Source organism: Streptomyces sioyaensis, from assembly GCF_004122735.1.
Taxonomy (GTDB): domain Bacteria; phylum Actinomycetota; class Actinomycetes; order Streptomycetales; family Streptomycetaceae; genus Streptomyces; species Streptomyces sioyaensis.
The window spans coordinates 1-20,872 of record NZ_SDIF01000026.1 but is presented as its reverse complement, the minus strand read 5'-3'; the positions used below and the strand labels follow the sequence as shown (position 1 = coordinate 20,872).

Below are 20,872 nucleotides of genomic sequence, written 5' to 3'. Positions count from 1 at the left end.
GGTGGCCGGGGTCAGGACCGGCCGGCCTTCCGCTGGGCTTCCTTCAGCTGCCGCTCGGCGGCCTTCGCGGCCTGGTCCTTGCCGCGCTGGGTGATCTGCGTGAACGCGTAGGCCCCGCCGTCCCGGGCGATCTGCTGGGCCTTGGTCTCGGTGCCGGTGACGTCCTTGCCGTTGAGGTAGCCGGCGATGGTGAAGTAGGCGTACCGGCCGGTGGCATTGGTCGCCATCCGGCACTTGGTGCCCTGGCAGAAGTCCGAGGGGACGCCGTTGCCGGGCAGCGGCATCAGGTTGGGCTTGCCCTCGTTCATGACCTTGGCGGCCCTGGCGGGCGAGTCGAAGACCGCGACGCCGAGGGTGACCGCGACGCCGCCCTTGGAGTACGTGGCGCGCAGCAGCTGCTTGCAGCCGTTGTGGGACAGCGAGGAGACCAGCGCGCCCTGGGCGGCGGCGGTGCAGTCCTTGGTGCTGGCGGTGCTGGTGCGCGGGTAGGTGTGCTCGCCGACGACCATGCTCTTCTGCGGGAAGAGGGTGGCCGGGGTGAGCGGCGCGGTGTCCTTCTTGGGGTCGGAGATGTAGTCCTGCGGGTTCGGCGGGGGCGGCACCGACACGTCGGGGAAGGACGGCTTGTCGTCCGGCGCCGCGGCCTGGTCGGACGCGGTGGGCGACGCCGTCGCGCCGCCGCCCGGGGAACCGCCGCTGCCGGCCATGACGGCCACGGTGACGATGCCGGCCACCGCGAGGGTCGCCAGTGCACCGCCGACGATCCACAGCCGGCGTTTGCGGCGGGCCTGTGCCTCGCTCTCCTCGGCGAGTGCACCCCAGTCCGGAGTGGACGACGAAGAACCCCCGGGGCCGTCGAACGGCCCCCCTTGCCCAAAGCTCATGCCGCGCATCCTAATGGGGTTGGTGGAACGCGGAACGACCGGTGACAATCCCGCTCATGGGACATCTTGAGGCCGGGCATCTGGAGTACTACCTGCCGGACGGGAGGGTCCTGCTGGGAGATGTGTCCTTCCGCGTGGGGGAGGGCGCGTCGGTCGCACTGGTGGGGGCCAACGGCGCGGGAAAGACGACGCTGCTGCGACTGATCGCGGGGGAGCTGCAGCCGCACGGCGGGGCGGTCACGGTCAGCGGCGGGCTGGGCGTGATGCCGCAGTTCGTGGGCTCCGTACGCGATGACCGTACGGTGCGTGACCTGCTGGTTTCGGTGGCGCAGCCGCGGATCAGGCAGGCGGCCGCGGCGGTGGACGCCGCCGAGCTGGCGATGATGAGCGCCGAGGGCGACGACGAGGCCGCGCAGATGGCCTATGCCCAGGCGCTCAGCGACTGGGCCGAGGCGCGCGGCTACGAGGCCGAGACGGTCTGGGACATGTGCACCATGGCGGCCCTGGGGATGCCGTACGAGAAGGCGCAGTGGCGGCAGGTGCGCACGCTGTCCGGAGGTGAGCAGAAGCGGCTGGTGCTGGAGTCGCTGCTGCGCGGCACCGACGAGGTGCTGCTGCTGGACGAGCCGGACAACTATCTGGACGTCCCCGGCAAGCGGTGGCTGGAGGAGCAGCTGCGGGCGACCCGGAAGACGGTGCTGTTCGTCTCCCACGACCGGGAGCTGCTGGCCCGCGCCGCGGAGAAGATCGTCAGCGTCGAGCCGGGGCCGGCGGGCTCCGACGTCTGGGTGCACGGCGGGGGCTTCGCCACGTACCACGAGGCGCGCAAGGAGCGCTTCGCGCGCTTCGAGGAGCTGCGGCGGCGCTGGGACGAGAAGCATGCGCAGCTGAAGAAGCTGGTGGTCTCGCTGCGGCAGGCGGCCTCGATCAGCCACGAGCTGGCCTCGCGCTATGCGGCGGCACAGACCCGGCTGCGGAAGTTCGAGGAGGCCGGGCCGCCGCCGGAGCCGCCGCGGGAGCAGGACATCACGATGCGGCTGCGCGGCGGGCGGACCGGTGTACGGGCGGTGACCTGCGCGGACCTGGAGCTCACCGGCCTGATGAAGCCGTTCTCCCTGGAGATCTTCTACGGCGAGCGGGTCGCGGTCCTCGGCTCCAACGGCTCCGGCAAATCGCACTTCCTGCGGCTGCTGGCCGGGGACACGGAGAGCCCGGTGGCCCATACGGGCAGCTGGAAACTGGGCGCCCGCGTGGTGCCCGGTCACTTCGCGCAGACGCATGCTCACCCCGAGCTGCTGGGCCGCACCCTCCTCGACATCCTGTGGACCGAGCACGCCCGGGACAAGGGCCAGGCCATGTCGGCGCTGCGCCGCTACGAGCTGGAGAAGCAGGCCGAGCAGCGCTTCGAGCGGCTCTCCGGCGGCCAGCAGGCCCGCTTCCAGATCCTGCTGCTGGAGCTGGCCGGCACCACCGCCCTCCTGCTCGACGAGCCGACGGACAACCTGGACCTGGAGTCGGCGGAGGCGCTGCAGGAGGGGCTGGAGGCCTACGAGGGCACGGTGGTGGCGGTGACGCACGACCGGTGGTTCGCGAAGGCCTTCGACCGGTTCCTGGTGTTCGGGTCGGACGGGCTGGTGCGGGAGACCGCCGAGCCCGTGTGGGACGAGCGCCGGGTGGAGCGGAAGCGGTAGCGGGGGCGGTCGGCGGGCACCGGGCGGCGGGTGCCCGCCGTAGGATGGGCGATACCGACGGTGACCGTGCCCCGTGCGGGGTCGGAACCGTACGCCGGTTCGGGGCGTGTTTTGACCCCGCTGGGGACGGCCCGGTATTCTGCCAGTTCGTTATGCGTATTGGCTTGCTCTATCTCACGTGAGGGGCCCTTACGCCGGTCCCGTCGGCCGATGGCCAGCGGCGGACGATCGGGTTGCGTCACCCGTAGAGCCGCCCTGCTGTGTGATCAGCCGGGGCGACCAGTACAGGACCCATTCACTCAGAAGCGAAGGCTAAGACGTGCGTACGTTCAGCCCCAAGCCCGGCGATGTCCAGCGCCAGTGGCACATCATTGACGCGCAGGACGTTGTCCTGGGCCGCCTGGCCACCCAGGCCGCGTCCCTCCTGCGGGGTAAGCACAAGCCGGTCTACGCGCCCCACGTTGACACGGGTGACTTCGTCATCATCGTCAACGCCGACAAGGTGCACCTGTCCGGCAACAAGCGGACCCAGAAGATGGCCTACCGGCACTCCGGCTTCCCGGGTGGTCTGCGCTCCGTCCGCTACGACGAGCTGCTCGACAAGAACCCCGAGAAGGCCGTCGAGAAGGCCATCAAGGGCATGCTCCCCAAGAACACCCTCGGCCGTCAGATGCTCTCGAAGCTGAAGGTCTACGCGGGCGCCGAGCACCCGCACGCTGCGCAGCAGCCGGTCCCGTTCGAGATCACCCAGGTCGCGCAGTAAGTCCGGCCACCCCCTAAGACGACAGAGAGAATCTGAGGAGCATCGTGGCTGAGACCACCCCCGAGACCCCGCTGGACGAGGTCGAGGAGTACACCACCGAGACCGAGGTCGTGGAGTCGGAGTACACCTCCGAGTCCCTCGCGTCCCGCTTCGGCGACCCGCAGCCGGCGGCCGGCCTGGGCCGTCGCAAGAACGCCATCGCCCGCGTCCGGATCGTCCCGGGCACCGGCCAGTGGAAGATCAACGGCCGCACCCTTGAGGGCTACTTCCCCAACAAGGTGCACCAGCAGGAAGTCAACGAGCCCTTCAAGGTGCTCGAACTCGACAACCGCTACGACGTCATCGCCCGCATCGCCGGCGGCGGCATCTCCGGCCAGGCCGGTGCGCTGCGCCTGGGCGTGGCTCGTGCGCTGAACGAGGCGGACGCCGACAACAACCGCCCCGCGCTGAAGAAGGCCGGATTCCTCAAGCGTGACGACCGTGCGGTCGAGCGCAAGAAGGCCGGTCTGAAGAAGGCCCGCAAGGCGCCGCAGTACAGCAAGCGCTAACCGCGCGCTGCTCCATGCAGCCCTTGGCGTACGCCCCGGTGGCACCTCCGTGCTGCCGGGGCGTTCGGCTATCCGGGACCGGACGCGTATACCTGGACGTAAATCTCTGGTCCAAGCTCATCTACTCGGAGGACACCAGTGGGACGACTCTTCGGCACGGACGGTGTGCGCGGTGTCGCCAATGCGGACCTGACGGCGGAGCTGGCGCTCGGTCTGTCGGTCGCTGCGGCGCATGTGCTCGCCGAAGTGGGCACCTTCGAAGGTCACCGGCCGGTGGCGGTGGTCGGACGTGATCCACGTGCGTCCGGGGAGTTCCTGGAGGCCGCGGTCGTCGCGGGCCTGGCCAGTGCCGGCGTGGACGTGCTGCGGGTGGGGGTGCTCCCGACCCCGGCGGTCGCGTATCTGACCGGTTCGCTCGGCGCGGACCTCGGCGTGATGCTCTCCGCCAGCCACAACCCGATGCCCGACAACGGCATCAAGTTCTTCGCCCGCGGCGGCCACAAGCTCGCCGACGAGCTGGAGGACCGCATCGAGCAGACCTACCGTGCGCACAGTTCCGGTGAGCCCTGGGAGCGGCCGACCGGTGCCGGCGTGGGCCGGGTCACCGTCTACGACGAGGGCTTCGACAACTACGTCGCGCATCTCGTCGGCGTCCTGCCCAACCGCCTGGACGGGCTGAAGGTCGTCATCGACGGTGCGCACGGCGCGGCGGCGCGGGTCTCGCCCGAGGCCTTCGCCCGGGCCGGCGCCGAGGTCATCACGATCGGCACCGAGCCCGACGGGCTGAACATCAACGACGGCTGTGGCTCCACCCACCTCGCGCTGCTGCGCGCGGCCGTCGTCGAGCACGGCGCCGACCTGGGTGTCGCCCACGACGGCGACGCGGACCGCTGCCTGGCGGTGGACCGCGAGGGCAACGAGGTCGACGGGGACCAGATCCTGGCGGTGCTGGCGCTCGGGATGCGCGAGGCCGGGACGCTGCGCAAGAACACCGTGGTCGCCACCGTCATGTCCAACCTGGGCTTCAAGCTGGCCATGGAGCGCGCGGGCATCGAGCTCGTGCAGACCGCGGTCGGCGACCGGTACGTCCTGGAGGAGATGAAGGCGCACGGCTTCGCGCTGGGCGGTGAGCAGTCCGGGCACGTCATCGTGCTGGACCACGCCACCACCGGCGACGGCACGCTGACCGGGCTGATGCTGGCCGCCCGGGTCGCCGCGACCGGCCGGCCGCTGGCCGAGCTGGCGGGCGTCATGGAGCGGCTGCCGCAGATCCTGATCAACGTCCCCGACGTCGACAAGGCGCGGGTGGCCACCTCCCCCGAGCTGACCGCGGCGGTCACCGAGGCGGAGCGGGAACTGGGCGCGACCGGGCGGGTGCTGCTGCGGCCGTCCGGCACGGAGCCGCTGGTCCGCGTCATGGTGGAGGCGGCCGACATCGAGCAGGCCCGGGCGGTGGCCGGACGGCTGGCCGACGCGGTCAAGTCCGCATTGGGCTGAGCACGGGGCGGGACGCTTCGGCGGGCGGGTTCCTGACGGTGGTCGGGGCCCGCCCGTTCGCATGGGCGGGCCCGCGGGAGCCCGTGGACGGGACCGTTCAGAGCTTGCGCAGCGACAGCCGCTGCACCTTGTGGTCCGGGCCCTTGCGGAGCACCAGGTTCGCGCGGCCGCGGGTCGGGGCCACATTCTGCTGCAGATTGGGCTTGTTGATGGTCCGCCACATCTTCCGGGCGTAGTCGAGGGCCTCGTCCTCGGAGACCTGGGTGTATTTGCGGAAGTACGAGAACGGGTTCTGGAAGGCGGTCTCGCGCAGCTTGCGGAAGCGGCCGAGGTACCACTTCTCGATGTCCTCGGTGCGGGCGTCGACGTAGACGGAGAAGTCGAAGAAGTCGGCGAGGCCGAGGCGGGTGCGGCCGTCCTTGCCGGGCAGCGCCGGCTGCAGGACGTTCAGCCCCTCGACGATGAGGATGTCCGGGCGGCGGACGGTCAGCCGCTCGCCGGGCACGATGTCGTAGATCAGGTGGGAGTAGACGGGCGCGGAGACCTCGGCCCGGCCGGACTTCACATCCGCGACGAAGCGGGTCAGCGCCCGCCGGTCGTAGGACTCCGGGAAGCCCTTGCGGGACATCAGACCGCGGCGGTGCAACTCGGCGTTGGGGAAGAGGAAGCCGTCGGTGGTGACCAGCTCCACCCGCGGATGCTCGGGCCAGCGGGCCAGCAGCGCCCGCAGCAGCCGGGCGGTGGTGGACTTCCCGACCGCCACGCTGCCCGCGACCCCGATGACGAAGGGGGTGCCGGTCTGGGGGCCGCCGCCCGCGTCGCCGAGGAAGGTGTTCAGCGCGCCGCGCAGATTGCTGGTGGCGCCGACATAGAGGTTGAGGAGCCGGGACAGCGGGAGATAGACGTCGCGGACCTCGTCGAGGTCGATGACATCGCCGAGCCCCCGCAGCCGTTCGACCTCGTCGGCCGTCAGGGGCAGCGGGGTCTTCTCCCGCAGGGCGCTCCACTGCGCGCGCGTCAGATCGACGTACGGGGAGTTGTCGGCGCGGCGTCGTTGCTGCGGATCGGTCGTCGAGGGCACGCGCCCATTGTGCGCAGCCGTCATGTGCCGTTCACCTCCGGGTGCCACGCTGGCGTCTGCGGGTGGGGTTGTACCTGTCAGGGTCGGCTTGGGTGCTTCTCCACCTGGCTGTCTGTACCCGAATGGATATTGCCCGGTACGGTCGGTGGCGGGGACACGCCCGCCCAGGGCCGTGGACGATGCAAGGGGGCACGTGTGGGAGCGCGTAAGGCCGGTCTGTTGGGACAGCGGCCGTGGGGGAGGGCCGCGGGTGCGGTCCGTGTCAGGGGCAGGAAGGCCGCGTCGGACTGCTTCGCCGCGCGGGTCTACGCCGAGCTGGCGGAGGACCTGCCGGACGAGGATCTGGGCGAGGACCTCGCCGATTTCCTGGAGCGCTACGAGCCGGCCGGCGGGATCGGCGTGGACGCGGAGGCGGACGAGGAGTTCCTGGAGACGGTGCGTGAGGCGCACGATCGGATAGCGCTGGGGTATTGAGGGGCGGGTCCGATCCTTCGGCTGTGACCCGCCGCAACGTGCCGCTGCGGGCCGTGCGGGCCCGCAGCGTACGCTGCCTCCATGTGCGGAATCGTGGGATATGTGGGCGGGCAGAGCGCCCTTGACGTCGTCCTGGCCGGGCTGAAGCGGCTGGAGTACCGCGGCTACGACTCGGCGGGTGTCGCCGTGCTGGCCGACGGCGGGCTGGCGGCGGCCAAGAAGGCCGGCAAACTCGCCAATCTGGAGAAGGAGCTGGCCGACCGTCCGCTGCCGACGGGGTCGACGGGCATCGGGCACACCCGGTGGGCGACCCACGGCGGGCCCACCGACGCCAACGCCCACCCGCATCTGGACAACGCCGGCCGGGTCTCCGTCGTGCACAACGGCATCATCGAGAACTTCGCCGGGCTGCGCGCCGAACTCACCGACCGCGGGCACGAGTTGGCGTCCGAGACGGACACCGAGGTCGTCGCGCATCTGCTCGCCGAGGCCTACTCGTCCTGCGGGGAGCTGGCCGAGGCGATGCGGCAGGTGTGCCGGCGGCTGGAGGGCGCCTTCACGCTGGTCGCGGTGCATGCCGACGAGCCGGATGTGGTGGTCGGGGCACGCCGGAACTCGCCGCTGGTGGTGGGGGTCGGGGACGGCGAGGCGTTCCTCGCCTCGGACGTGGCGGCGTTCATCGCGCACACCCGCGAGGCGATCGAGCTGGGCCAGGACCAGGTCGTGGAGCTGCGCCGGGAGGCGGTGACGGTCACCGACTTCGACGGGGTGCCCGCGCAGGTGCGGGAGTACCACGTCGACTGGGACGCCTCGGCCGCCGAGAAGGGCGGCTACGACTACTTCATGCTGAAGGAGATCGCGGAGCAGCCGAAGGCCGTCGCGGACACGCTGTTGGGGCGGATCGACGCGTCGGGCGTGCTGTCGCTGGACGAGGTGCGGATCCCGCCGGAGGTGCTGCGCGAGGTCGACAAGGTCGTCATCGTGGCGTGCGGGACGGCGTACCACGCGGGGATGATCGCCAAGTACGCGATCGAGCACTGGACGCGGATCCCCTGCGAGACCGAGCTGGCCAGCGAGTTCCGCTACCGGGACCCGATCCTGGACCGGCACACGCTGGTCATCGCCATCAGCCAGTCCGGCGAGACGATGGACACCCTGATGGCGCTGCGGCACGCGCGCGAGCAGGGCGCGAAGGTGCTCGCCATCTGCAACACCAACGGGTCGACCATCCCGCGGGAGTCGGACGCGGTGCTGTACACGCACGCCGGGCCGGAGGTGGCGGTGGCGTCGACGAAGGCGTTTCTGACGCAGCTGGTGGCCTGCTATCTGGTGGCGCTCTACCTCGCGCAGGTACGGGGCACGAAGTGGGGCGACGAGATCCGGGCCGTGGTGCGCGAACTCGCGGCCATCGGCACCCAGGTCGAGCAGGTGCTCGGCACGATGGAGCCGGTACGGGAGCTGGCGCGCAGCCTCGCCGGCAAGAATACGGTGCTGTTCCTCGGCCGGCACGTGGGCTATCCGGTGGCGCTGGAGGGCGCGCTGAAGCTCAAGGAACTCGCGTACATGCACGCGGAGGGCTTCGCGGCCGGTGAGCTCAAGCACGGGCCGATCGCGTTGATCGAGGAGGACCTGCCGGTGGTGGTGGTCGTGCCGTCGCCGCGTGGGCGGTCCGTGCTGCACGACAAGATCGTGTCGAACATCCAGGAGATCCGGGCCCGGGGGGCGCGGACGATCGTGATCGCGGAGGAGGGCGACGAGACGGTCGTGCCGTACGCCGATCACCTCGTGCGGATTCCGCGGACGCCGGTGCTGCTGCAGCCGCTGGTGTCGACGGTGCCGTTGCAGGTCTTCGCCTGTGAGCTGGCCACCGCCCGCGGCAACGAGGTCGACCAGCCGCGCAACCTCGCCAAGTCGGTGACCGTCGAATGATCGTCGGGGTCGGGATCGACGTCGCCGAGATCGACCGCTTCGGGGCGGCGCTGGACCGTACGCCGGAGCTGGCACGGCGGTTGTTCCTCCCCGCGGAACTGACGCTGCCGAGCGGGGAACGCCGCGGTACCGCGTCGCTGGCGGCCCGGTTCGCCGCCAAGGAGGCGGTGGCCAAGGCGCTCGGGGCACCGGGCGGGCTGCGCTGGACCGATGTCGAGGTGTGTGTCGAGGACAGCGGGCAGCCGCGGCTGCGGGTGTGCGGGACGGTCGAGTCGCGCGCCGCGGAACTCGGCGTCCGGTCCTGGCATGTGTCGCTGAGCCATGACGCCGGGGTCGCCTCCGCCGTGGTGGTCGCCGAGGCGTAGGACGTCCTCCTGGAGCCTGCTGTGGCGCCCGCCCCCGTTCGTCGGTGGGCGGGCGCCGCTCTCGTGCAGAGAGGAAATGCGCCGTACCCCGCCTGCCAGGGGCGAGACTTGTCGGCATGAGGACTGCCTACAGCGTGGAGACCGTGCGGGCCGCCGAGCAGGAGCTCATGGCCCGGCTGCCCGAAGGGGCCCTGATGCAGCGGGCCGCGGCCGGACTGGCCGTGGCCTGCGCGGAGTTGCTGGGGCGGGTGTACGGCGCCCGTGTGGTGCTGCTGGTGGGCAGCGGCGACAACGGCGGGGACGCGCTGTACGCCGGTGCCCGGCTGGCGCGGCGGGGGGCCGGGGTGGTGGCGGTGCTGCTGTCGCCCGAACGGGCACACCGGGGCGGGCTCGCCGCGCTGCGGTCGGCCGGGGGCCGGGTGTCGGACGCGGCGCTGCGGGACATCGCCCGGGCCGATCTGGTGGTGGACGGGATCGTCGGGATCGGGGGGCGCGGCGGGCTGCGGCCCGAGGCGGCGCAACTGGCGCGGGCGGCATGGGAGTCGGCGCCGGTGGTGGCCGTCGATCTGCCGAGCGGGGTGGACGCGGACAGCGGCGAGGTGAGCGGGGAGGCGGTGCGGGCCGACGCGACGGTGACCTTCGGTGCGTACAAGCCGGGGCTGCTGACCGACCCGGCGCGGGAGCGGGCGGGGGCGCTGCGGCTGGTGGACATCGGGCTGACGCTGCCGGCGGACGCCGCCATGGAGGCGTTGCAGCACGCGGACGTGGCGGAGCTGCTGCCGCGCCCGGTGGCCGAGAGCGACAAGTACCGGCGGGGCGTGGTGGGGGTGGTCGCCGGGTCCGCGCGCTATCCGGGGGCGGCGGTGCTCGCGGTGGCCGGGGCGCTGCGGGGCGGCGCGGGGGCGGTGCGCTACGTCGGGCCGGCCGCGGACGCCGTACTCGCCCACTTCCCGGAGACGCTGGTGCATGCCGGGCCGCCGGACAAGGCCGGGCGGGTGCAGTCGTGGGTGATCGGGCCCGGGATCGGGGACGAGTCGGACGCGCTGGACGACGTGCTGGCGTCGGACGTGCCGGTGCTGGTGGACGCGGACGGGCTGCGGTTCCTGACGCCGCAGCGGGTGCGGGAACGCCGCGCCGAGACGCTGTTGACGCCGCACGCCGGGGAGGCCGCGGCGCTGCTCGGGAGCGGGCGCGGCCAGGTCGAGGCGGCACGGCTGGCGACCGTACGGGAGTTGGCGCGGCGATTCGGCGCCACGGTGCTGCTCAAGGGCTCGACGACGCTGGTCGCGGCGGCCGACGGACCGGTCCGGGTCAACCCCACCGGGACCGCCTGGCTGGCGACGGCCGGGAGCGGGGACGTGCTGTCGGGGGTGACGGGCTCGCTGCTCGCCGCGGGGCTGCCGGCCCGGGACGCGGGATCCGTCGGCGCGTATCTGCACGGGCTGGCCGCGCGCCGGGCGGCCGGGCCGGCGGGCGCCCCGATCCTGGCCTCCGACGTGGCCGCCCATCTGGACGCGGCCTGGCGGGATGTGACGGACTGACAGCTGCCGCGACGGCGTTACGCCCCGCGGGGGAAAGGGGCGGGCACCAGGGCGAACCTGGTGCGCGGCGGGCGGTATGACCGCCCGGCCACGGCATGCGTGAGGGCATGAAACGCACCTTTTCGGCGCTGCTGGTCTGCGCCTCGCTGCTCGTTGCCGTCGGGCCGCCCGCGGTGGCCGTCGTCCCGTCGTCCGCGGAGGCGTCCGACCTGGTACCCGGCCTCCCGCGGGAGCCGGCCCGCACCGGCCGGGCACCGGCGCCCGCCCCCTACGGGGCGCCACGGTCGCACACCGAGTACGTACCGCGGTCCGAAGTGCCCCACGGCCTCCGGGCGGCGGCGTGCAGCCAGTCCACCGGGCCCTACCAGCGGCAGGCCGAGCGCTATCTGCGGCGGGACGTGGACGGGCGGCAGAGTCAGGGGGACTGCCGGGCGATCCGGCGCTTCCAGCAGGCGCACCGGATCGCGCCGGCGACCGGCTTCGCCGGGCCGGTCACCGGGGCCATGGTGCGGCTGATGCGGGCCAAGAAGGACCCCAACCGAGCCGGGCACTGCCCCGACCGGGCCGAGCGCACGGCCTGCGTCGATCTGAACCGGCAGCTGATGTGGGTGCAGCAGAACGGGCGGGTGATCTTCGACCCGGTCACGATCCGCTCCGGTGCGCCGTCGATGGAGACCCGTACCGGGATGTACCGGATCTATCTGCGCCACCGGCACCACATCTCGAACCTGTACCACACGGCGATGCCCTACGCGCAGTTCTTCGACCGCGGGGAGGCGCTGCACGGCGTCTACGAGGACATCTTCTCCGGGCCCGGCTCGCACGGCTGCGTCAACCTCACCATGACGGACGCGCGGAGGGTCTGGGAGGTACTGAAGAAGGGCGACATTGTGTACGTCTGGGGGCGGAAACCCGGGGTGTGAGCACGGTTTCCCCGCCCGTCCCCCCGGGCGCCACGGCGTCGCCTGCAACACTGAGGGGGATGAACGAGACAGCAAAGCGCGCCCGCGCCACCATCGACCTCGCCGCCGTGCGGTCGAATGTGCGTGCCCTGCGGGACCGTGCACCCCGGGCAGAGCTGATGGCCGTGGTCAAGTCCGACGGCTACGGACACGGGGCGGTGCGCTGCGCGCGCGCCGCCCGTGAGGCCGGTGCGGACTGGCTGGGCACGGCGCTGCCCGAGGAGGCGTTCGCGCTGCGCGCGGCCGGTGACACCGGGCGGCTGATGTGCTGGCTGTGGACGCCGGGCGGCCCCTGGCGCACGGCCGTCGAGCAGGACATCGACGTCTCGGTGAGCGGCATGTGGGCGCTGCGCGAGGTGACCGCGGCGGCGCGGGCCTGCGGCCGGACCGCCCGCGTCCAGCTCAAGATCGACACCGGTCTCGGCCGCAACGGCTGTATGCCCGCCGACTGGTCGGAACTGACCGCCGCGGCCCGCGCCGCCGAGGCCGAGGGCGTGCTGCGGATCACCGGCGTCTGGTCGCACTTCGCCTGCGCCGACGAGCCCGGCCACCCCTCCATCGCCGCCCAGCTGACCGCCTTCCACGAGGGGTTGGCGATCGCCGAGCGGGCCGGGCTGCGCCCCGAGGTGCGGCACCTCGCCAACACCCCGGCGCTGCTGACCCTCCCCGAGGCGCACTTCGACCTGGTCCGTACCGGTATCGGCATCTACGGCATCTCGCCCAGCCCCGAGGTCGGCACCTCGCAGGAGCTGGGGCTGCGGCCGGCGATGACACTGGAGGCCGCGCTGGCTTCGGTCAAGCGCGTCCCGGGCGGCCACGGCGTGTCGTACGGGCATCACTACACGACACCCGGCGAGACGACCCTGGCGCTGGTCCCGCTCGGCTATGCCGACGGCGTCCCGCGGCACGCCTCCAACGGCGGCCCGGTGCTGGTCGCCGGCAAGTGGCGCACGGTCGCCGGGCGGATCGCGATGGACCAGTTCGTGGTCGACCTGGGCGGCGACAGCGCCGAGCCGGGCGATCCGGCGGTGCTGTTCGGCCCCGGCGACCGCGGTGAGCCGACCGCGGAGGACTGGGCCCGGGTGGCCGGAACCATCGGCTACGAGATCGTCACCCGGATCGGAACGCGGGTGCCGCGCGTCTATGTGGACAGCGACACGCGCAGCGCAACCGAAGGAGACCGCACGCTCACGGGGGGTACGGCATGACCGAGGGACAGGAGGCCGCCGCGCAGGCGGTCGAGGCGGCGGCCGAGGCCGCCGGCAACTGGGCGCGGGCGGGCCGGCACGCCGGTATCGCCGGCGCCGCGATCGGCGTGGTCGCGGCGGGTGCCGCGGCCGGGGTGGCGATAGAGCGGATGACGGTCGGCCGCGGGATGCGCCGCCGGGCCCGGCTCGCGCTGGACGCCGCCGGCCCGTACGGCACGCTGCGCGGCACACCGGGCGCGGCGATCGCCGAGGACGGCACCGAGCTGTACTACGAGGTCGACGAGGTGGGCCCGGAGCCGGGCCGGCCGGAGAAGGACGACCGGGCGGGCCGGGCGGCCAAGAACGGCCGGAACGGCAAGGGCGACCGGTCGGCCAAGCCCGTCCGCGGCAAGGAGGCCCGGGCCGCGCAGGAGGCCCAGGGCGGTCTGCGCAAGCGGCTGACGGCGGCGCTCGGCCGGCGCTCCGCGGCCCCCACGGTCGTCTTCAGCCACGGCTACTGCCTCAGCCAGGACTCCTGGCACTTCCAGCGCTCCGCGCTGCGCGGCACGGTGCGCACCGTCCACTGGGACCAGCGCAGCCACGGCCGCTCCTCGCGCGGCCACGGCCAGATCGACGGCACCGAAGAGGTCACCATCGATCTGCTGGGCCGGGACCTGAAGGCGGTGCTGGACGCCGCGGTCCCCGAGGGGCCGATCGTGCTGGTCGGGCACTCCATGGGCGGGATGACGGTGATGGCGCTGGCAGACCAGTTCCCGGAGTTCGTCGCGGAGCGGGTGGTCGGGGTGGCCCTGATCGGCACGTCCGCGGGGCGGCTCAGCGAGGTCACCTACGGGCTGCCGTCGATGGGCATGAAGGCCTTCCACTGGCTCGCGCCGGGCGTGCTCAAGGCGCTGGGCTGGCAGCACGAGATCGTCGAGCGCGGGCGGCGGGCCACCGCCGATCTCTTCGCGGGGCTGATCAAGCGGTATTCGTTCGGGACGCCGGAGAAGGTGGACCCGGGCATCGCGCGGTTCGGCGAGCGGCTGATCGAGGCGACCCCGATCGATGTGGTCGCCGAGTTCTTCCCGGCGTTCGCGGTGCACGACAAGACCGAGGCGCTGGTGGCGTACGACGCGGTGCCCGCGCTGGTGCTCGCCGGGGAGAGCGATCTGATCACGCCCGCCGACCACAGCCGGACGATCGCCGAGGTGCTGCCCGACGCGGAGCTGGTGTGTGTCCCGGACGCCGGACATCTGGTGATGCTGGAGCGGCCCGAGCTGGTCAACGACCATCTGGTGTCGCTGGTGGAACGGGCGAGCGCGACGGCCCGCAGCTCCCGGACCGCCCGCGCCTGAGCGGCGGGCCGGCCGGCCTCCGGCGTGGCCCGGGCCGGCGTGGCGTGGGCCGGAGGCCGGTCCGACGTGGCCCGGAGGCCGGCCCCCGCAAGGCCGCCGGTCCCTCGCCGGGACCGGCCCCGCACGGCCTTCGAGCCCCCACCAGGCATGATCCACTCGCCCGGCGGCCCGGCCGGTCACCCGGTCCGGGACCGCCACCGCGTCCGGGCCGTACCATTTGCGGCATGAGCACCACCGGCGCGATCGCGCACCTCACCGTCAAGTCCCCTGACCAGATGCAGGAGTTGGGCCGTCGGCTGGCCCCGCTGCTGCGCCCCGGCGACCTGGTGCTGCTCACCGGTGAGCTGGGCGCCGGCAAGACCACGCTGACCCGCGGCCTGGGCGAGGGCCTGGGCGTGCGCGGCGCGGTCACCTCCCCCACCTTCGTCATCGCCCGGGTCCACCCCTCGCTGACCGGCGGTCCCGCGCTGGTGCATGCCGACGCCTACCGGCTCGGCGGCGGCCTGGAGGAGATGGAGGACCTCGACCTCGATGTCTCGCTGCCGGAGTCGGTGGTGGTCGTGGAGTGGGGCGAGGGCAAGGTCGAGGAGCTGTCCGAGAACCGGCTGCATGTGGTCATCGGGCGGGCCGTGGGGAGCGACGGCCCGGCCGGGGCGCCGGAGGACGACGTGGACGACGTCCGTGAGGTGACGGTGACCGGCTTCGGCGCGCGCTGGGCGGACGCCGGGCTGCCCGCCCTGGAGACCTGCTGACCGCGGGGCGGAGCCCCCGGCTGTCGCGCCGTTGTGGAGCGGCGTCGCGACCGGTCGCACGCCCGTAGTTTCCGACAAGCCGTCGGTAAGATGTTGCGTACCTGGTGCCGGGCGTGGTGACATGGGGAGAGACCCCTAGTTAGGTCAGCCTAAGTATCAGCCTAAGTAGCCAGCCTAGCTTCTGTCGCGTTGCCCCAGGAGCCCCGGGAGGCATCCATGTCGGCCCACCAGCCCTTCCCTACGCCTGAAGGGCCCGTCGAGGCGGCCGGGCGCGAGGCGCGCGAGACGCCGACCATGAACGAGCTGCTGGCGGCGTGCGCCGCGGCCAGCGCCGTCTCCACGCCCCCCGACGCCGCCGAGGAGGCCCGCCGGACCGCGGTGCCCGGCGCTCCGGAAGAGCAGCGCGCGCAGGAAGATCAGCAGGACCGGGAAGAGGAAGCCGGGGCCGGAACGAGGCCGGCGTCCACCGGCGGCCGGGACGCGGCGTAGCCCGTAGGGGCGACAGCGCGGCGGTCAGGATCCTGCCCGGTTCGGGTCCTGCGGGTCGGGACCGGTGTGGTCAGGAGACCACGACGACCTTGGTGCCGTGCAGCGCGAAGTCCCACATCGCCTTGCCGTCCTCGCGCGACTCCCGGATGCCGCCGGTCTTCTTGCCCGCGTCCGGTGCGGGCCGCGAACCGTTCACGGCGGCGCTGAAGCCGACCGTGACGCCGTTGACGGCCGCGAACCGCACGACGTGCTCGATCGCGATGCCGTCCGAGCCCGTCACGCTCACCGACCGCGAGCCGACCGCGTAGCTGCCCGTCGGGGGGCTGACCGTACTGGGCGTGACCGCGAACGTACGCAGTGCCGTGCCCTTCGCGTCGACCAGCCAGACCCGCTTGGCGCCGAGCGAGTAGACGATCCGCCGACCGGTGCCGGAGGCCGCGGGGACCGGGGCGGGCGCCGGGGCCTTGGCCTTCTTGTCGTTGTGGTCCCGGTGGTCCTTGGGGGCGTGGTGGCTGTCCTTGCGGGCCTCGTTGAGGCTGTCCGGGGCGGACGCCGAGGCCTGGTACCCGAGCACCCCGACCGCGACCAGGGCCGCCACTGTCAGCGCGGTGACGATCGTGCTGCTCTTAGCGGGCACCGCTGTGCCACCTTTCCTCCCTCTCCCCGCCGCCGACGGGGAGTCCCGGGCCTTGACGCCGGGCTGCTTGCTGCTGGCTACGGGGGCGACGGTAGCACCGGAACGGAGACCGCCCGCCGCGCCGTAGTCTTGAGGCGTGCTGCTGCTAGCTCTTGACACCGCCACCCCTGCCGTCACCGTCGCGCTCCACGACGGATCCGGCGTCCTCGCCGAGTCCCGTCAGGTGGACGCCCGCCGGCACGGCGAACTGCTGCTGCCCGCCGTCGACCGGGTTCTGGCCGAGGCCGGCCGGAAGCTCGACGCGGTCAGCGACATCGTGGTCGGCGTGGGCCCCGGGCCGTACACCGGCCTGCGGGTCGGCCTGGTGACCGCCGCCACCTTCGGCGCGGTGCTCGGCGTGCCCGTCCACGGCCTGTGCACGCTCGACGGCCTCGCCCACGCCTCCGGGCTGACCGAGCCCTTCGTCGTGGCCACCGACGCCCGCCGCAAGGAGGTCTACTGGGCGCGCTACGAGCCCGGCGCGACGCCCCGCCCGGCGACCCGGCTGACCGAGCCCGCCGTCGACCGCCCCGCGGACATCGCCGACGAGGTGGCCGGGGTCCCCGCCGTGGGCGCGGGCGCGCTGCTCTACGACACCGTCTTCACCGGCGTACGGCGCGACGGGCCCGAGCACCAGTCCGCCGCCGCGCTGGCCGCGCTGGCCGCACAGAAGCTGGCGGCGGGCGAGGAGATGCTGCCGCCGCAGCCGCTGTACCTGCGCCGCCCGGACGCCCAGGTCCCGGCCAACTACAAGGTGGTCACTCCCCGGTGAGCGTCCGCCCGTCGCCCGACCCCCGGCCCCCGGCGCCGCCGGACAGTCCCGGCGACCGCGACCTGGTGCTGCGCGAGATGCGCTGGTGGGATCTTGCGCCGGTGCTGGCGCTGGAACGGGAGCTGTTCCCCGAGGACGCCTGGTCGCCGGGCATGTTCTGGTCCGAGCTGGCCCATGCGCGCGGCCCGCACGCCACCCGCCGCTATCTCGTCGCCGAACTGATGCCGCCGTGCTGGGGGTCCCCCCGGACAGCGACTGGGGGAGGCGCCGATGACGGGCGGGAAGGCCGGCTGGTCGGCTACGGCGGACTGGCCGCCATCGACGGCACCGGCGACATCCAGACCATCGCCACCGCCCGCGACCAGTGGGGCTCCGGCCTCGGCTCCCGGCTGCTGACCGAACTCCTCGGTGCCGCGACGGACTTCGAGTGCCGTGAGGTGCTGCTGGAGGTACGGGTCGACAACCTCCGCGCCCAGCGCCTCTACGAGCGGTTCGGCTTCGAGCCGATCGGCTTCCGCCGCGGCTACTACCAGCCCGGCAACGTCGACGCCCTGGTGATGCGCCGCACCACCCAGACCTCCTCCGAAGCACCCCCCGTACAAGGAACTTGACACTCATGGCTGACTCACGCGGCGGACCGCTCGTCCTCGGCATCGAGACCTCCTGCGACGAGACCGGTGTCGGCATCGTCCGCGGTCACACCCTCCTCGCGGACGCGGTCGCCTCCAGCGTCGACGAGCACGCCCGCTTCGGAGGGGTGGTGCCGGAGGTGGCCTCGCGCGCCCACCTGGAGGCGATGGTCCCCACCATCCAGCGGGCCCTGAAGGACGCCGGGGTCGCCGCCTCCGACCTGGACGGGATCGCGGTCACCGCGGGACCGGGCCTGGCCGGTGCGCTGCTGGTCGGCGTCTCGGCCGCCAAGGCGTACGCCTACGCCCTCGGCAAGCCGCTCTACGGCGTCAACCACCTCGCCTCGCACATCTGCGTCGACCAGCTGGAGCACGGCCCGCTGCCCGAGCCGACGATGGCCCTCCTGGTCTCCGGCGGCCACTCCTCCCTCCTGCTCGCCCCCGACATCACCTCCGACGTACGGCCGCTCGGCTCGACGATCGACGACGCGGCCGGCGAGGCCTTCGACAAGATCGCCCGGGTGCTCCACCTCGGCTTCCCGGGCGGCCCGGTCATCGACCGCTACGCCCGCGAGGGCAACCCCGACGCGATCCGCTTCCCGCGCGGGCTGACCGGCCCCCGCGACCCGGTCTACGACTTCTCCTTCTCCGGGCTCAAGACGGCCGTCGCCCGCTGGATCGAGGCCAAGCGGGCGGCCGGCGAGGAGGTGCCGGTGGCGGACGTCTCGGCGTCCTTCCAGGAGGCCGTGGTGGACGTGCTGACCCGTAAGGCCGTCCGGGCCTGCAAGGACAACGGCGTGGAGCATCTGATGATCGGCGGCGGGGTGGCGGCCAACTCGCGGCTGCGGGCGATGGCCGAGCGCCGCTGCGAGGACGCCGGCATCACGCTGCGGGTGCCGCGGCCCAAGCTGTGCACCGACAACGGCGCGATGGTCGCCGCCCTGGGCGCGGAGATGGTGGCCCGCGGCCGTGCGGCCTCCGACTGGGACCTGTCCGCGGACTCGTCGCTGCCGGTCACCGAGCCGCACGTGCCCGGCGAGGCGCCCGCGGCCCCGGCCGGGCACCACCACGGCCACGACCACGTCCACGAGATGAGCAAGCACAACCTCTACTCCTGACGACGGCCGCGGGCGGAGGGCGTTTGTCGTTCTTCGCGCGCTGTCGCCTCCCCCCGCCCGGCGCGTGGCCCGAGGTCTTACCCTGGCAACCAGCACTGGGCGCGCACGTGGGGAGGCGGCAGGCCGTGGACTGGTTCTGGTGGGTCTTCATCTTCTTCATGGCGGGCGGATTCGCGAAGGTCGTGGACGCCGCCCGTACGGCGCTGCGCACCCGCCATGAACGCAAGATGGAGCGGCTGGAGTCCGCGCGCCAGGAGCGGCAGGAGCTGGCCGCCGCCCACAAACCGCCGGAGCCGGTGTGCGGCTGCACCCACCACCTCGCCAAGCATGACAAACGGGGCAAATGCCATGAGCGGGTCGAGGTGGCCGTGGTCTGGGACGAGGACCACCGGCCGGTGCAGTACGAGGCCGGGCAGTGCACCTGCCAGCAGTACATCGGCCCGCAGCCGCTCTCCCAGATCTACGCCGAGGACCTCACCGACCTGGCGTGACCGGGTCCGTGGCCGGGTGCCCCAGCAGCATCGTGGGGGCGCCGGCGACCCGGGTGAGGAAGATCGTGCAGGAGTTGCGGCCACCGCCCAGCTTCAGCTTCCTGCGCAGCTCCTCGGGCTCCACCGCGGAACCCCGCTTCTTGATCACCGCGACCCCGACCTCGCGCTCCCGCAGCAGGGCCTTGAGCTTCTTGACGTTGAACGGCAGCACGTCGGTGAGCGCGTAGGCGGTCGCGTACGGCGTCGCCGTCAGCCGGTCCGCGGTGATGTACGCGATGGTCGGATCGATCAGCCGGCCGTCGATCTGCCGGGCGACGTCCGCCACCAGATGGGCCCGGATCACCGCGCCGTCCGGTTCGTACAGCCAGTCCCCAACGGGCCCCACCGGGGCGTGGTCTTCCGAAGCGCCTCCGGCCGGGGCGGTGTTCGGGCGCGCGGCGGCCGGTTCCGGCAACCCCGCGCCGAGCAGGGTCTCACCGGCCGGCAGCAGAGTGGCACGGCGGCCGCCCGGGACCGGGCCCCGGCCCTCCGCCGCCGACCCGAACCACACCACGGCCTCCTTGACGTCGCCGCCGTCCGAGATCCACTCCGTCTCGGCGTCCTCGGGCAGGGCGTCGTGCGGTACCCCGGGCGCGATCTTCAGCGCCGCGCACGGCGCCGTACGGGCCGCCTCGACGGCCCACGACAGCGGCGGTGAGTACGCCTCCGGGTCGAAGATGCGGCCGCCGCGGGCCTTGCTGCGCCGCGCCGGATCGACGAACACCGCGTCGTATCCGGCGGTGTCCACCTCCGTCACATCCGCGCAGCGCACCTCGATCAGCTCCGCGAGCCCCAGCACCTCGGCATTGGCCCGGGCCGCCGCACAGGCCAGCGGGTCGCGGTCGACGGCCAGCACCCGGATCCCGGCCCGCGCCAGCGCCAGCGCGTCACCGCCGATGCCGCAGCACAGATCGGCCAGCGTACGGACGCCGAGCGCGGCGAACCGGGCCGCGCGGTGGGCGGCGACGGTGGTGCGGGTGGACTGCTCGACGCCGTTCGGCGTGAAGTACATCAGCTGCGCGTCCGCCCCGAACTTCGCCGCCGCGCGCTGACGCAGCCGGGCCTGGCCGAGGGCGGCAGAGACCAGCGGCGCGGGGTGGTCGCGGCGCAGCCGGGTGGCTGCCGCGAGCTCGTCCGCGGGGTCGTGGTCCCGCAACTCGGCAAGCAGGGCCTGCCCCTCCGGGGCGAGCAGGCCGACGAAAGCGTCGAGGTCGTTCATGCGCTTTATTGTCTCCCCCACGTTTTTGTCTTTCCCGCCGTGGGTGTTGCTCGCCGTTGCGCTTTGCGGCGCGCCGTACGTTGTCGGCTTTCCCGCCGTGGTGGTTTGTCGCCGTTGCGCCTGCGGCGGGCTGGGTGGGTGTTGGGTGCGGTGACGGACCTCCGGGGCCTGTTGTGTGGACTGCTTCGCTTTACGTCCACACAACAGGCCCCTCCGGCTCCCGTGAGTGGAGTGAGTGAAGGTGGGTGGGGGCGGGCCACCGTGGCCGTTCTGTACGACCCGTGAGGCGCGTTTGACCAGCCACGTTCACCCCCACCGGCCTTTTCCCACCCTCCCCTACGGGAGGGGGCGGGCCGGAGCGGGTGGGTGTCCGGACGTAAAGCGAAGCAGTCCGGACACCCACCCGCGGA

At 72.9% G+C, this 20,872-nt stretch carries 21 protein-coding genes; 17 read left to right on the top strand and 4 right to left on the bottom strand.

Going from position 1 to position 20,872, the window contains the following annotated elements; genetic code table 11:
• Positions 1 to 11 precede the first annotated feature (11 nt).
• Positions 12 to 884: a hypothetical protein gene (locus EST54_RS12175; RefSeq protein ID WP_129247638.1), complete on the bottom strand. Its 873-nt coding sequence runs from the start codon at positions 882 to 884 to the stop codon at positions 12 to 14.
• A gap of 56 nt (positions 885 to 940) precedes the next feature.
• Between EST54_RS12175 and EST54_RS12170 the strand changes: the two genes are divergently transcribed.
• The 4 genes from EST54_RS12170 to glmM all read left to right on the top strand — a co-directional run bounded on the left by EST54_RS12170 (position 941) and on the right by glmM (position 5,383).
• Complete coding sequence (locus EST54_RS12170) at positions 941 to 2,575, top strand: ABC-F family ATP-binding cassette domain-containing protein (protein WP_129247637.1); 1,635 nt, start codon at positions 941 to 943, stop codon at positions 2,573 to 2,575.
• A 319-nt stretch (positions 2,576 to 2,894) separates the two neighbouring features.
• Positions 2,895 to 3,338: a 50S ribosomal protein L13 gene (rplM, locus tag EST54_RS12165; protein WP_129247636.1), complete on the top strand. Its 444-nt coding sequence runs from the start codon at positions 2,895 to 2,897 to the stop codon at positions 3,336 to 3,338.
• A 44-nt stretch (positions 3,339 to 3,382) separates the two neighbouring features.
• Positions 3,383 to 3,886 carry a 30S ribosomal protein S9 gene (gene rpsI, locus EST54_RS12160; protein WP_129247635.1) on the top strand — a complete coding sequence of 168 codons (504 nt, stop codon included), beginning with the start codon at positions 3,383 to 3,385 and terminating at the stop codon, positions 3,884 to 3,886.
• A gap of 138 nt (positions 3,887 to 4,024) precedes the next feature.
• Positions 4,025 to 5,383: a phosphoglucosamine mutase gene (gene glmM / locus EST54_RS12155; RefSeq protein WP_129247634.1), complete on the top strand. Its 1,359-nt coding sequence runs from the start codon at positions 4,025 to 4,027 to the stop codon at positions 5,381 to 5,383.
• 97 nt (positions 5,384 to 5,480) lie between these two features.
• Here the strand turns inward: glmM and coaA are convergent, their stop codons facing one another.
• Complete coding sequence (coaA, locus tag EST54_RS12150) at positions 5,481 to 6,464, bottom strand: type I pantothenate kinase (protein ID WP_129247633.1); 984 nt, start codon at positions 6,462 to 6,464, stop codon at positions 5,481 to 5,483.
• 195 nt (positions 6,465 to 6,659) lie between these two features.
• Here coaA and EST54_RS12145 point away from each other — a divergent pair, with 195 nt between their 5' ends.
• The 9 genes from EST54_RS12145 to EST54_RS12105 all read left to right on the top strand — a co-directional run bounded on the left by EST54_RS12145 (position 6,660) and on the right by EST54_RS12105 (position 15,518).
• Positions 6,660 to 6,938 (top strand): hypothetical protein, encoded by a 279-nt coding sequence (locus tag EST54_RS12145; RefSeq protein WP_244942502.1) that lies wholly within the window; start codon positions 6,660 to 6,662, stop codon positions 6,936 to 6,938.
• Between the two features lie 81 nt (positions 6,939 to 7,019).
• On the top strand, positions 7,020 to 8,867 hold the full coding sequence (gene glmS / locus EST54_RS12140; RefSeq protein ID WP_129247632.1) for a glutamine--fructose-6-phosphate transaminase (isomerizing): 1,848 nt from the start codon (positions 7,020 to 7,022) through the stop codon (positions 8,865 to 8,867).
• Entirely contained in the window at positions 8,864 to 9,232 is a 369-nt protein-coding gene (locus tag EST54_RS12135; RefSeq protein ID WP_129247631.1) for a holo-ACP synthase, read from the top strand. Before glmS ends, EST54_RS12135 begins: the two co-directional genes overlap by 4 nt.
• A 116-nt stretch (positions 9,233 to 9,348) precedes the next feature.
• Positions 9,349 to 10,773 (top strand): NAD(P)H-hydrate dehydratase, encoded by a 1,425-nt coding sequence (locus EST54_RS12130; RefSeq protein ID WP_129247630.1) that lies wholly within the window; start codon positions 9,349 to 9,351, stop codon positions 10,771 to 10,773.
• A 107-nt stretch (positions 10,774 to 10,880) separates the two neighbouring features.
• Positions 10,881 to 11,696, top strand: a complete 816-nt coding sequence (locus tag EST54_RS12125) for a L,D-transpeptidase family protein (protein WP_239013215.1) — start codon at positions 10,881 to 10,883, stop codon at positions 11,694 to 11,696.
• A 59-nt stretch (positions 11,697 to 11,755) separates the two neighbouring features.
• On the top strand, positions 11,756 to 12,943 hold the full coding sequence (gene alr / locus EST54_RS12120) for an alanine racemase (RefSeq protein WP_129247628.1): 1,188 nt from the start codon (positions 11,756 to 11,758) through the stop codon (positions 12,941 to 12,943).
• Positions 12,940 to 14,277: an alpha/beta fold hydrolase gene (locus EST54_RS12115; protein ID WP_129247627.1), complete on the top strand. Its 1,338-nt coding sequence runs from the start codon at positions 12,940 to 12,942 to the stop codon at positions 14,275 to 14,277. The genes alr and EST54_RS12115 overlap by 4 nt, the downstream gene beginning before the upstream one ends.
• Positions 14,278 to 14,501: 224 nt before the next feature.
• Entirely contained in the window at positions 14,502 to 15,029 is a 528-nt protein-coding gene (gene tsaE / locus EST54_RS12110; RefSeq protein ID WP_129247626.1) for a tRNA (adenosine(37)-N6)-threonylcarbamoyltransferase complex ATPase subunit type 1 TsaE, read from the top strand.
• Positions 15,030 to 15,245: 216 nt separating this feature from the next.
• A complete protein-coding gene (locus tag EST54_RS12105) occupies positions 15,246 to 15,518 on the top strand; it encodes a hypothetical protein (protein WP_129247625.1) in 273 nt (90 codons plus the stop codon).
• A 70-nt stretch (positions 15,519 to 15,588) separates the two neighbouring features.
• Here the strand turns inward: EST54_RS12105 and EST54_RS12100 are convergent, their stop codons facing one another.
• Positions 15,589 to 16,155: a hypothetical protein gene (locus tag EST54_RS12100; protein ID WP_129247624.1), complete on the bottom strand. Its 567-nt coding sequence runs from the start codon at positions 16,153 to 16,155 to the stop codon at positions 15,589 to 15,591.
• A 136-nt stretch (positions 16,156 to 16,291) separates the two neighbouring features.
• Here EST54_RS12100 and tsaB point away from each other — a divergent pair, with 136 nt between their 5' ends.
• The 4 genes from tsaB to EST54_RS12080 all read left to right on the top strand — a co-directional run bounded on the left by tsaB (position 16,292) and on the right by EST54_RS12080 (position 19,204).
• Positions 16,292 to 16,966, top strand: a complete 675-nt coding sequence (tsaB, locus tag EST54_RS12095) for a tRNA (adenosine(37)-N6)-threonylcarbamoyltransferase complex dimerization subunit type 1 TsaB (protein ID WP_129247623.1) — start codon at positions 16,292 to 16,294, stop codon at positions 16,964 to 16,966.
• Positions 16,963 to 17,577, top strand: a complete 615-nt coding sequence (locus EST54_RS12090; RefSeq protein ID WP_244942501.1) for a GNAT family N-acetyltransferase — start codon at positions 16,963 to 16,965, stop codon at positions 17,575 to 17,577. The genes tsaB and EST54_RS12090 overlap by 4 nt, the downstream gene beginning before the upstream one ends.
• 5 nt (positions 17,578 to 17,582) lie before the next feature.
• On the top strand, positions 17,583 to 18,713 hold the full coding sequence (gene tsaD, locus EST54_RS12085; protein ID WP_129247622.1) for a tRNA (adenosine(37)-N6)-threonylcarbamoyltransferase complex transferase subunit TsaD: 1,131 nt from the start codon (positions 17,583 to 17,585) through the stop codon (positions 18,711 to 18,713).
• A gap of 125 nt (positions 18,714 to 18,838) precedes the next feature.
• Positions 18,839 to 19,204 carry a hypothetical protein gene (locus tag EST54_RS12080; protein WP_129247621.1) on the top strand — a complete coding sequence of 122 codons (366 nt, stop codon included), beginning with the start codon at positions 18,839 to 18,841 and terminating at the stop codon, positions 19,202 to 19,204.
• On the opposite strand, the gene EST54_RS12075 is transcribed toward EST54_RS12080, so the two are convergent.
• The gene (locus tag EST54_RS12075; protein WP_129247620.1) at positions 19,188 to 20,462 is read right to left on the bottom strand and encodes a class I SAM-dependent methyltransferase; all 1,275 of its coding nucleotides are present in this window, start codon (positions 20,460 to 20,462) and stop codon (positions 19,188 to 19,190) included. The genes EST54_RS12080 and EST54_RS12075 overlap by 17 nt on opposite strands.
• Between the last annotated feature and the right edge of the window lie 410 nt (positions 20,463 to 20,872).